Annotated in this window: 9 protein-coding genes; 2 read left to right on the forward strand and 7 right to left on the reverse strand. The window is 62.1% G+C overall.

Annotated elements, in window-relative coordinates; translation table 11 throughout:
* From ACHWRX_RS14390 to ptsP, 3 genes are all read right to left on the reverse strand, one after another.
* Positions 1–1,014, reverse strand: a 1,014-nt coding sequence (locus ACHWRX_RS14390) for a fructose PTS transporter subunit IIB (RefSeq protein WP_394659698.1), incomplete at its 3' end; no start/stop codon positions are given.
* The gene (pfkB, locus tag ACHWRX_RS14395) at positions 1,011–1,979 is read right to left on the reverse strand and encodes a 1-phosphofructokinase (RefSeq protein WP_394659699.1); all 969 of its coding nucleotides are present in this window, start codon (positions 1,977–1,979) and stop codon (positions 1,011–1,013) included. The genes pfkB and ACHWRX_RS14390, both read right to left, overlap by 4 nt.
* A complete protein-coding gene (gene ptsP / locus ACHWRX_RS14400) occupies positions 1,979–4,489 on the reverse strand; it encodes a phosphoenolpyruvate--protein phosphotransferase (RefSeq protein WP_394659700.1) in 2,511 nt (836 codons plus the stop codon). Before ptsP ends, pfkB begins: the two co-directional genes overlap by 1 nt.
* Before the next feature lie 137 nt (positions 4,490–4,626).
* On the opposite strand from ptsP, the gene ACHWRX_RS14405 reads away from it, so the two are divergent.
* Complete coding sequence (locus ACHWRX_RS14405; protein ID WP_394659701.1) at positions 4,627–5,619, forward strand: LacI family DNA-binding transcriptional regulator; 993 nt, start codon at positions 4,627–4,629, stop codon at positions 5,617–5,619.
* Here ACHWRX_RS14405 and ACHWRX_RS14410 read toward each other — a convergent pair.
* The 3 genes from ACHWRX_RS14410 to ACHWRX_RS14420 form a co-directional block, all read right to left on the reverse strand.
* Positions 5,612–6,850, reverse strand: a complete 1,239-nt coding sequence (locus ACHWRX_RS14410) for a hypothetical protein (RefSeq protein WP_394659702.1) — start codon at positions 6,848–6,850, stop codon at positions 5,612–5,614. The genes ACHWRX_RS14405 and ACHWRX_RS14410 overlap by 8 nt on opposite strands.
* Positions 6,851–6,867: 17 nt before the next feature.
* Positions 6,868–8,073: a sulfotransferase family protein gene (locus tag ACHWRX_RS14415; RefSeq protein WP_394659703.1), complete on the reverse strand. Its 1,206-nt coding sequence runs from the start codon at positions 8,071–8,073 to the stop codon at positions 6,868–6,870.
* Between the two features lie 127 nt (positions 8,074–8,200).
* Positions 8,201–10,615 (reverse strand): TonB-dependent receptor, encoded by a 2,415-nt coding sequence (locus ACHWRX_RS14420; protein WP_288414340.1) that lies wholly within the window; start codon positions 10,613–10,615, stop codon positions 8,201–8,203.
* Positions 10,616–10,894: 279 nt separating this feature from the next.
* Here ACHWRX_RS14420 and ACHWRX_RS14425 point away from each other — a divergent pair, with 279 nt between their 5' ends.
* A complete protein-coding gene (locus tag ACHWRX_RS14425) occupies positions 10,895–11,845 on the forward strand; it encodes a LysR family transcriptional regulator (protein ID WP_193753318.1) in 951 nt (316 codons plus the stop codon).
* A 222-nt stretch (positions 11,846–12,067) separates the two neighbouring features.
* Here ACHWRX_RS14425 and ACHWRX_RS14430 read toward each other — a convergent pair.
* Positions 12,068–12,252, reverse strand: a 185-nt coding sequence (locus ACHWRX_RS14430) for a helix-turn-helix domain-containing protein (RefSeq protein WP_394659704.1), incomplete at its 5' end; no start/stop codon positions are given.

Here is a 12,252-nt window from a genome sequence, read left to right on the forward strand (position 1 = left end):
CCGGTTAAGCCCGGCAACGCCATAGCCGGCGATAAATCCGGCAACGATACCGCCCAGGAAGCCTGCGCCGAGATTGGCGGCGATCATGCCGCCGATCATGCCTGGCGCTATGCCGGGGCGGTCGGCACTGGAGAACGCGATATAGCCTGCCAATGCGGGCACGATCAGCGCGAAGCCGCCCTTGGCGCCAATCTCGAACAGCGCATGGGCCAGCGTGCCCGCCGCGGCATCCTCATTCGCGTGAATGCCGCCCAACGCGAAGGCGAGCGCAATCAGCAGACCGCCCGCGACCACGAATGGCAGCATGAACGACACGCCGGTCATCAAGTGCTTGTAGGGTCCCGCGCGCTCCTTGCTGGCTGACGCAGCATGGTCCTGCTCACCACCGGCCTGCACTTTTGCTTCGGTGAGCGCTTGCTCGATCAGCTTCGCGCCGCCAGTGATCGCAGGCTTCGTGCTGCTGGAGCAGACACGCTTTCCGCGAAAGCGCGCGCGATCGACTTCGCGGTCGGCAGCGATCAGCACCACGTCGGCGGCAGCGATTTCTTCAGGCGTCAGCGCGTTACCTGCACCGACGGAGCCCTGGGTTTCGACCCGGATATCGTAGCCCAACTGGCGCGCGCCTTCTGTCAGGCCTTCGGCTGCCATGAAGGTATGCGCGATGCCGGTGGGGCATGAGGTCACGGCGACAATCCGCCGGGTACCAGTCGGCACGGTTGCGGTCCCGGATGTGACGTCCGCGTCAGTGGCCGCGATCGCGGCATCGGGATCAGCGAGCACTTGCTCCAGCGTCAGATGCCGATGCGGCCGATCGCCGAACCGCAAGGCGTGGTCGCTTGGCGCAACAAGCAGCAGGGTGTCACCCTTGTCTGGTTGCGGAACAGCTTCCTGCCCGGACTGGACGATCTCGATCGTCCGTCCGCTGGCGCGCGCCGCCTTGCGCAGCGCTTCACCCGCCAGCACGCCGGTCACGCCAGCCCCTTCGGCCTCGACGACCGCCAGGATCCTGCTCATCGTGTCTCTCCCATGCCTGTCGCGTCGGCCGTTTCGACCGCGACGATCTTGACCTTGTGTGTAAGCGCTTCGACCTCGACGCGGCCGGGCAGATGCGGTCCTAAAAGGCTCAGCTTGGCGACCGCGAATGCCGTCGCCAGTCGCGCGGTGCGCTCAAGCGAAGCGCCCTCGGCCATCGCGGCTGCGAGGCCTGCCACCATCGCGTCGCCTGCGCCCACCGTGCTGACGACGATTGGAGCCGCCAACTGCGCCCGGATCGTGCCCTTTTCAGACAGGAAAAGCGCGCCATCGGCCCCTAGCGAAACGGCGATCAGCTTTGCCCCGCGATCGCGCAGCTGGTCCGCCACGCGGACGACGTCTGCGAGATCATCCAGTGCTTTGCCGCTCCATTCGGCCAGTTCGTGGCGGTTTGGCTTGAGGCAATAAGGCAGCTCCGGCGCGGCCAGCGCCAGGGACAGCGGGGGTCCACTGCTGTCGAGCAGAACCCGCGCCCCTCGTGCGCACAGCCTGGCAGACAGATCGGCGTAGATGGACGGCGGGCAACCGGGCGGCAGGCTACCTGCCAGCACCACCAGCGTATCCGGTCCCGCCAGTGCTTCAAGTTTGGTAACAAGGCTCGCGACATTCTCGGAACGGACCGGCAATCCGCCCAGGTTGATGTCCGTGGTGTCGTTCGCGTCGACGATCTTGAGGTTCACCCGGGTGGCCCCGGCCACGCGTTCAAAGCGGTCTTCGATCCCGCCAGCGGTGAAAAGCGCCTCGAACGGTGCGGCGTTTTCGGTGCCCAGCAGGCCGAATGCCGTGGCGCGGATGCCCCAGTCGGCCAGGCAACTCGCCACGTTGACGCCTTTGCCCCCTGCGTTCCGCCGCACATCCCGCGCACGATGGACCGTGCCGGGCACCAGCCGATCGATCGTGATCGTCTCGTCCACCGCCGGGTTGAGCGTGACAGTGATAACGCGCATCACGCGCCTTCTCCATCAAGGGCGCGTATATCCGCCGCGCTCTCGGCCGCCAGGGCCCGGGCGGCCAGAGTTGCCAGCGCCGTTCGATCGGCGGCACGGATGCGTGCCTTCACCGCCGGGATATCGCGCGGGGTCATCGAAAGTTCGTCCACGCCCAGCCCCACCAGCAAGGCCGCGCCGAAGGGATCGCCGGCGATCCCGCCGCACACCCCCACCCAGCGGTTGTGCGAGCGTGCGCCTTCCACCGTCATCGCGATCAGGCGCAACACGGCCGGATGCAGACTGTCCGCTTCACTTGCCAGCTCGGGGTTCTGGCGATCGATCGCAAGCGCATACTGGGTGAGGTCGTTCGTGCCGATCGAGAAGAAGTCGGCATGGGCGGCGAGCGCCTGGGCTTGCACGGCGGCGGCGGGCACCTCGATCATGATGCCGATCGGCACTTGCGGTGCGTCAAGTGCGACGCGGATGTCATCGCATCGATCCCGCAACGTGATCAGCTCTGACGCGGAGGTGATCATCGGGAACATGATCGAAAGATCGCCGCCCAGCTTCGCCGCGCGATATAGCGCACGCAACTGCGGATCGAGCAGGTCGGGCCGCCGCAGCAGCAGTCGTGCGCCACGAACCCCTAGGAACGGGTTCTCCTCTCGCGGCAAGTCCAGATGCGGCACCTGCTTGTCGCCACCGATGTCGAGCGCGCGCACGATCAGGGGGCGGCCATCGAGCGCGTCGATCATCGCTCGGTAGATCGCAAACTGCTCATCCTCGCTGGGGCTGTCACCGCGTTCAAGGAACAGGAATTCGGTGCGCATCAGGCCGACGCCTTCGCCGCCCTGAGCCAAGGCGAAGGGTGCCTGCTCCGGCTGGTTGATGTTGGCGCCGATGGCGATGGAGCAACCATCGGTCGTCACCGCGGGGCGGCTGCGCTCTGCTTCCTGCGCGGCGCGCTGATCGGCAAGAGTGGCGATCCAAGCGCGGGCGCTGGCGAGGTCTTCTTCCGAGGGGTTGAGCCAGATGCGGCCACTGTCGCCATCGACGATCGCGGTGCACCCAGCTGCCAGAGCCAGCAGTTCCGCACCACCCGCGACGACAGACGGCAGCCCCAGAGTGCGCGCCAGGATGGCGCTATGCGATGTCGGTCCGCCCAGCGCCGTAGCGATGCCGGCCACTTTGGCGACATCGAGCGACGCCGTGTCCGAAGGCGAAAGGTCGGCGGCGACGAGGATCGACGGCTCGTCAGGAAAGTCGGCGAGAGTGCCGGTGCCAAGCCCGGGATCGATCTGCGCCAACACGCGCCGACCCACGTCGTGCAGATCGGCCGCGCGGGCCGCCAGGACGGGGTTGCCAAGCGCGGTCAACTGGCCGGCCAGCCGCTGGATCGCCTCATTCCACGACCAGGCGACGCCGTGCCCCTCGACCATCAGCTGGCAGGTCAGCGTGATCAGGTCGGTATCGTCCAGCAAGGTGGCCTGCGCCGTGAAAATGGCTGCATCCCCCGCACCCAGTCGGCGCGCGGTATCATCGACCAGCGCTTTCATCTGGGCACGCGTGCGGACCAAGGCATCATTGAGCAACTGGCCGCCCTCGACCAGTGCGACCGGCTGATCGACAACCTCAAGCTCGGCAGCGGCGAGGAGATGCACCTTGCCGATGGCAAGGCCGGGACTGGCCCCTACGCCCGCCACCATTCGCGGCGTGCCGGCGGGTTTCCAGCCGCGCACCGGGGCCAGCGCCTTTTCGGCAGCGCGGGCCGCATCCGCTTTCTCGCGCGATGACAGGCGGGTGATCACACCATGGAAGCGCTCGATCGCTTGAGCGGCCCCGTCGCCGGTGGCGCTGATGGTGACGCTATCGCCCGCCTTTAGGCCAAGCTGGAGCAGGGAAATGAGACTGCGCGGATCACCGGTTTCATCGCCGTGGCGCACGCGCATGGTGACGCCGCTGGCCTTCGCCGCCTCGACCCATGCAGCCGCAGGACGCGCGTGCAGGCCTGAGGGATAGTCGACGGTCCATGCGATCGTTTCGGCCAGGTCTTCGGCAGGTGAAGCAGGCGCGGCGTCCACCCCATCGCGGTGCAAGGCATCGGCGATCAGCGCCACATCGTTGGTGGTGAACAGGCCTTTCAGCCGCGCTTCGTCCTGGATCAGGCGAGTCAGGCGGCGCAGAATCGCAATGTGGCTGTCCGAATTGGCGGCGATGCCCACCACCAGATGCGCGATCTGGCCTGGGTTCCACTCGATACCACCACGCACTTGCAGGACCACGATCCCGTCCTGACGGACCAGGCCTTTGTCCTCGCCCAGCCCGTGCGGGATCGCCACGCCCGAACCGAGGTAGGTGTTCGCCACCGCTTCGCGCTGGGCCATGCTGGCCTCATATCCGGGCGCGACGCAGCCGGCGGCAACGAGCAATTGCCCCGCCTGGCGGATCGCATCCGCCTTGTCGGTGACCTGGGCATCAATGCGAATCAAATCACGGGCCAGCGCATCCGCCGGTTCTCGTAGCGTCATTGCGGCCTCTCCTCACACTCTCACTTCGCTTAGAAAACGTTTTCTAAAAGAATTGTCAAGATGCACCACGCATCTTGCAAGTCGAAGCGGTAGGCGACAGAGTGTGAGGATCATTTTCGTGGAGAACGATTTCCCGCATGCCCGTTGGAATCAAGGATGTCGCCCGCGTGGCCGGGGTATCCGCCGCCACTGTTTCGCGCGTGCTTTCGGGCCGTGCGGTCGATACGGTGATGCAAAAGCGCGTCCTCGCCGCTGTCACCGAGACGGGTTACCGCCCCAATCTCGCCGCCCGGCGGCTGCGCTCGCGCCACAGCAACACGATCGGCCTGGTGGTTGCAGACATCCGCAATCCGTTCTTCACCGCCGTGTCACGCACGGTCGAGGACATCGCTTATGAACGCGGCTTGCGCGTCATCCTGTGCAATACCGACGAGAATCCGGCCAAGGAATCGATGTATCTGCAACTGATGCAGGAGGAGCGGGTGACCGGCGTGATCTTGGCGCCGACGCAATCCGGCGTCGAGCAAGCGGCACGTCAGCGGTTCGACTTTCCGGTGGTGCTTATCGATCGCACAATTCCTGGCGCCGCGCAGGATTCTGTCGTGCTGGACAATGAGGCGATGGCGGCGCTGCTGGTTCACCAACTCCATGCGGGCGGCCATCGGCGGATCGCCGGCTTCTTCGGAGCCAGCAGCACCACCGGCAGCGAGCGCAGCGCCGGTTACACCAAGGCCATGGCCGATCTGGGTCTGACGCCCGAGCCGGTCCCGGTGGCTCATGGCGAGGGCGAGGCTGAGCGTGCGATGACCACATTGATGCACACGCCCGGGCACGCCACAGCCCTGATCGCCAGCAACGGAGTCATGCTCACCGCGATGCTGCGCGCGATCCACGCGCTGGGACTGTCGGTCCCGCAAGACGTGGCCCTCGCCGGTTTCGACAACGAGCCGTGGATGGATCTGGTCGGCGGCGGGCTGACCGTTATCGAGCAGCCGGTCGAGGAGATCGGCCGCGCCGCGATGGCGATGCTGTCAGAACGGCTGGATCACCCGGACGGCCCTCCGCGCAAAATGGTCCTGGGCGGGCGTTGTATCGTCCGTGGGTCAACGATCAGGTCGGCGGCTAGGTGATGCGACGCTGATACGCGGCCCTGCGACCGGCTAACTGCTCTTCGCGCTCCCTCTCGCTGATCCAGCGGGTTTGTGGTGGCAATTGCCCACGCAGATCGTCCAGCGTCGTCATTTGCACCGAAGCGAAAATCGGGCGCCCTTCCGGCTGCATCGCCTGCCAGCGCAGGATCATCAGCACATTTGCGTATCCGCCGGTGTCCAGCCAGTTCCACACCCCGGGATCACGCCGGGCGATGACAGTACGAACCAAGCCGTCATCATCGATATGCGCCTGTGCCGCGGTCAGGCTCGATTGAATGTCCTGGTAGTTGAGGGAGCGATAGAGCCAGTCGGTCAATTCCACGGCAGCATAACCTGCACTGGCCGGATCCCACGTCAGGATAGCGGCATCGTCGGGCCCCAGGTGGAAATGACCGCTGCTGGTGCCTTGTGTGGACATACCCACGCCGGAACTGGCCAAGGGCCGCGCCGGCGCGATCGTGTTGACCGCGATGCTGCTAACCATGTTCTGGAACCAGAAGTACTGAAACACGTCGCGAAGCGCATGGCGCGTTGCCCGTGCGAACATCTCATCCCGATCGATCGGCAGCGCCTTTGCCGGCGTGAGGCGCTCTATCGTCAGCTCGAACGGCGTTTCCACGCCCCAGTCCATCATCGAGTCCCGGATGAAGAGGAACTTGTTGCCGGGCGCAGTAAGCAGATGGTTTTCGCGTTCGCCTTTGGGGAGATCGTCGATCTCGATGACGAAGGTTCCATCATCCTTCCAGGCGAGCTGGTGATCCTCAAGGATCGCCACTGTCTGTGAAGTGCCAAAGTTGTTAGCCAGCGTAAACGAGATGTTGGCCGGCTTACGTCCCACGGCCCGCCCGGTGAGGCGATAATGCGTTCCGTGCTCTATCCCTGCCAGACGATAGCAGTTGTCCGGATTGTCCCCACCTGTGCGCGCGCCGGGAACATTGGTGCCATGCCACTCATGCGCCGGCATGAAGTTACGCACCAGTCGCGGGTGTTGGCTGTCAGAGGCTGCGCCCTTGAAAAACCAGTTGGTCAAGAACTCGTCCGCCAGATCGCCCAGCATCGGCCGCATCTCTTCGGGCAGGCGAGATCCGTACCCGATCTCGAAATACTTGGCGATCTGGTTGCGCACGGCGTCGCTGCGCGGATCGGAACGCATGGCGCGCACGTCGGCCTCGGCCGCGAATTGATCGGGCGTTGCGATAGGATTGGTCATGGTGCTGCAACCTTGGGTCATGTCCGGCCGCCACGCTCGCGGGTGATGCCGAACTGATCTATGTATTCGCCGAAAGCGGCATCGATATCGTCGGCGGTCATGCCGAATTCCGCCAGCGAATACCGGCGTTGCGGACCCTTGCCGTGATGATCGGTCGCCAGGTGGCGTTCCATACGCTCCCGCGCTAGCGCGGACAGTGTGAGTCCGAAGCTGTCGTACAGGTTAGCAATTACCGTGAGCGGATCGGCGGTGAGATCGGAGAAATTGATGTCGACCACCTGGGCGCGCTGCCCCGGGCCACGCCGCCACAAGCCATAGTCGTTCATCGCTTGCGCCCATACCGCCACTTGCTCACGCCCGGCGGCGGCACGGTCGATCGCTTGATCCGAATAGAGCCCTCGCAGGGTCACGAGCAAGCTGGTCATGGACGGGACCACCTTGGCGGGATCGCGATGATTGACGTATATCAGCGCATCCGGAAAGGCGAGCCGCATCTCGTGCCAAGCCATGATGTGCGCGGGGGTCTTGAGCGCCCAGCGCCGCTTGTCACCATCGGCCTGCAGGTACTGCATCACGCCGATCTGCCATTTGTAAGCCAGCGCGGTCTTGTCGGCGGCGGCCGCCATGAAAGATGGAACGTTCCAGAACCCACCGAAAAACGCAGTGCATGCGCCTTCCTGAAGGAACAGACATTCCTCCGGCAGTTCCGCACCGTACGGGTGCATCGCCCGCAATTCGGGATCGGTCATCCCCTGGTAACTAAGCAAGGCGTCATAGACTTGGGCGCGCCGATCACCATGCTGACCGGGCAGCGGCACCGGCATGGCCGCTTCGAAAGCACGGGCGACGCGAAGGTCCGGGTCCTGCGCGATCACGCCATGCAGGAATGTCGTGCCGGCGCGCGGCATTCCCGTCCCGATCAGCGGGGCCAGAACGCGTTGCTCTTCGACACCGCTGGTACGCTTGCGCGCGTCGAGATAGCGCAATCTCGAGACCAATATCGTCAACAGCCGCGCGAACGAGCGCTGCCGTCCTTGTCCTGAAACCTCGCCGGTCTCCTCGATCCCGTTGCACAGCAGCGTGAAATTGTGGCGGAACTCGTCCTCATCCCACCGCTGTCCGCCCCAGTCGGACAGTCCGGTCAGGTTCTCGGCAAGGGCCAGGAGCACATCTGGGGAAAGTGGGTCGGTCCACCCGCTCATGCCAGCCTGATATGCCCGCATGGCACTCTCTTCATGTGTCGGCTTTTCCAAGCCTATCGTCTCATCTGTCATTGCGGGTCCTGGTGCTAAGACAAAGTGCCGCGCCGCGGAATTCGCCGGAGCGAGAACCATGCGGCGCGGCGTTTGATCAGAACCGATATTCGGCGTTGATCCCGTAAGTGCGGGGCGCACCGAAAGTGGCGGTGGAGTAACCCCAAGCCTGGAACTGGACGTTGCGTGAAGTCAGGTAGTTCTTATCAAACAAATTGCGGACCCAAAGCTGAACGCTGAGTGGGCTGCCCATAACCTGGTTCCAGTTCAAGGATGCATTCGCCGTGAAATAGCCGGGCACCTGATTGAAGCGCTCACCGAAGCGGGCGTTGTAATCACTGAACACGTTCGTCTGCGTAATCTTGCTGGTGTAATAGCCCGATACCGTGGTTGTGACCTTGCCAGCCGTGGACGCGATCGGCCATTCGTAGCTTGCCGCAACGTTCAGCTGGTGCTTGGGCGTCTGGGCAGGGGTCGCTCCGCTAAGGTCGGTCGGCGTGACGAGAGTGGCCCCGGTCTTGCCATCAGCGTTACCGCCCAAGCCCGGGATCACGAACTTGTCGAACTTCGATTTGATGTAGTTGTAGCCTGCATCCAGTGTCAGGCCCTGGAACGGCGAGAAACGAACGTCGAGGTCGATCCCCCATACCGACTGGCGCGCCGCGTTGATGACCCCGTAAGCCGCGAAACCATCATCGTAGTTGGCATTCACGAAGACCTGCTTATCCTTGGTCTTGCCCCGATAAAGCGCTATATTGGTGCGGATCGGGCGCGTGGCTATCGACCAATCGGCCTTCAACCCGGCCTCCATCATCGTCGTGGTTTCCGGTTGGAAGAACGGCAGTTCACGAATGGTGAAGTTGGTGCCGCCCGAAAGGTAGCCGTGGCTGACCTTGGCATAGCCCAGGACGCGCGGTCCGAACTTATTGGTCACTGCCACGTTCCAACTCGGAGCGCGGAAGCCGCGCCCACGGCGGCCCAGGCAAGCCCCGAAGTCCCTGTCTTGATAGAACAGCAAGGCTGCCGTGGCGCAGGGCGTTTGCGCGTCGGGGAAATAATTGGGCCCAAAGCTTGGCAGAACGCCGCTAACCTGGGACGCCGATACTTCCGAGGATATACGATCCCAGTTATAGCGGAAGCCACCGGCAACGCTGAGGCTGTCGGTTATATCGAACTCTGTATTGGCGTATACGGCCTTCGACGTGAATTTCTTGCGCTCAAAATTGTGGATGTCGATCACGAGCGGCAGTGAGAAACCAAACGCGCCGGACAGGAACAGGCTTTGCCCGACATTGGCATTGATCCCTTCCTTCTTGTCGTTCAGCAGAAAGAAGCCGCCGACGCTCGTCCGCCAGCGATTGTCCAGGGCGGAGTACGAAAAGGTGATATCGTCAGTCCATTGCGAGGTTTTGGTATCCTTGTAGATATTCACCTGCGTCAAAGTTAGACCCGATGTGTCTTCGGAAAAACCGATAACGTCCTTGCGCCAGCCCAAGACGTTGCGCACCTTGAAGTTGTCGGTGACGTCTATGTTCACCCGATGCTCGATGCCAAACAGCTTGGCGCGGCCATAATACTGCCGGGGCAAACCGGATGGATCTGCGCCCACATACATCGTCTTGCGGTTGCCGACTCTCTCACCCAAGGTCCTAAGGTCGATCCCGAAGCCGGCGTCGGGGCCAAAGTCAGTTGGGATGGTGCCGGAGGGCGCTTCGTTCCGGTGGAAATAGTCGACGATCAGCACGCTATCGACCGGGCCGGAAGCGAGTTGCATCGTGCCGCGCAATGAGTAGCGATTCTCGTTGGCGAAGCGATCAGGCGCGCCGCCAGCGGCGATCGGGTTCCTGACATAGCCATCGCGCTTGATCCAGTTGCCAGCGAAACGGAAACCGAGCACATCGTTGACCGGAAGGTTGATCATCCCTTCCGCTTCCCTGCGATTATAATTGCCGTAGCCGGCCTTGACGTAACCCTCCACGTCCGCAGACGGTAGGTTGGTGCGCACCGTCAAGGTGCCGCCCGTCGTGTTGGTGCCGAACTGCGTGCCTTGCGGGCCCTTCAGCACTTCAACGGTGGAGATGTCGTAGAACTGCGTCGAAAGTCCGATCGCGTTCATGATCGGTACGTCGTTAAGGTAGAGTGCAACGCCGCCGTCGATGCCAAGCTCGGTCGCCGTACCGCGGATCGCGAAGACCGGCGTGCCCCCCGTTTGATTGTTCGAAATGGTCAGTCCAGGGGTGACAGTCTGCAGATCGCGGACATCGAGGATGACCTTTTGCTTCACCTGCTCGGCGTTGAATGCGGAAATCGTGATGGGCAGCGACTGTGATGCCTCACCCACCTTGCGGGCCGTGACGATGATGTCATCGAAGCCGCGTTCGCCAACGGGCGCGCCCGCCCCTTGCGCCTGATTCTGCGACGATGCGTCCTGCGCTATCGCCTCGTTGGAAAGCCCCATCAGGGCGATACTCAGCAGCGATACGCCAAAAGCATGCCGATATGCAGATTTCATTATCAATTCCTCCCCTACCCGCTTTGTCGCGGACTTTACCCTATCGGCGGAACGAGTTGCTGCTTTCATCGGCTGCGCAAGAGCGGTCACGCCACTTCCATGGCCTTACCGCCCCGCGGGCCTTTGCTAGCGCACCTTCAAGGTGGCGTAGCCGTCGCAGCTTTCCTCTCCGTGCGCAGGAATTAGCGCGGGCTGTTAACCCACGGGAGGCCAAGTTTTTACATTTGACAGATTAGCAAGGCTAATGCATCTTTTCAACTAATGCGAAACTGGAATCATTTGGTCCCCTTCATCGTCGCGGCCCGCGAATTAAGCTTTCGCAAAGCTGCGTCGGAGTTGGGCGTCACACCGGCTGCGATCAGTCAGAGTATCGCACAGTTCGAACGACGTCTTGGCTTCAGTCTTTTCTATCGTCTCACGCGAGAAGTCCGTTTGACTGATGAAGGTTTGAGACTTTTTGAGATATTGCGCACACAAGTAGAGGAGCTTGACCATGCGCTGTCGCTTGCTTCGGAAATATCTCTGAAGCCGAGCGGCACGATCCGCTTATCGGCATACACCTGCTTTGGTTCGCAGTGGCTCGTTCCGATATTGGCGGATTTCCTTCAATTATATCCCGGCATCAATCTCGACATGCGTTTTGGCTATGATCTGGCGGACAACGACAAAGTAGATATCGTTGTGCGTAGCGGTCTGCCGGAAAAGTCACCTCTTGAATATCACGAGGTGATGAAAATGCGATCGGTGATCGTTGCTGCCCCGTCTTATCTGTCGCGCATGGGGGTGCCGCGGATAGTCAAAGACCTGGCATATCACACTCACGTCATCCTCGATAACGGTGAGGGCCCAATCCCATGGTTCTATCGGGAGCGGCAACCCGGATCCTCAGAAAGATTTGTTCGGGACAAATTGGTGCGCACGCCACGCTCGCCAAGCCAAGTCATTGTTCGTGGCCATGTAGACGTTTCGCATGAAATCGGATATTTCGGGATCGGACTAACGATGGTCAATGACGAAGTCGTCAAAGATGCCCTCACATCTGGAAAGCTGGTGCAGGTTCTGGAGTCAGAACAATTTCATTTGGGAAACGTCACCAGCAACAACTTGTACGTGGGGTGCCGCGGGCCGGGCAAGATGACAAACCGCGAAACCCTTCTGTTCAGGCACATTCATGATGGTCTGCAGGCGCGACAACTGCCAGATCATCGTGCCCCGGCATGGCGTGGCTAGCCTGTTGATACTATCTGCGACTTCTGGTTAAGTTTTGGTCTATATTCTCTTGGGATAGTGTCAGGCGTCTCATTGGACGCCAGTATCATCGTCCAGGTCCACGATCGCTTCAACAATTATAACATCGCCCTTATCGCGTATTCTGCCACCTTAACCGCGGCAACGCTGCGTTATCTAGCCATGATAGAAGATTGGGCTGTCGCGAAATAGCGGCAGAAACGCTCAAACACGCGCCGCCGTGCGAAACTGGCTGGGGGTAAGCCCTGTCAATTCGCGGAATGTGTTGCGGAAGGACTTGATGTCATCATAGCCAACGAGATGTGCAATCTGGCTGATAGGCCGCGCCGTCGCCCCCAGTTGCATCTTCGCGTTAGCGATGCGGGCATCGCGCAAATAATCGCGCGGTG

This window comes from uncultured Novosphingobium sp., assembly GCF_964277725.1.
Lineage (GTDB): Bacteria > Pseudomonadota > Alphaproteobacteria > Sphingomonadales > Sphingomonadaceae > Novosphingobium > Novosphingobium fluoreni.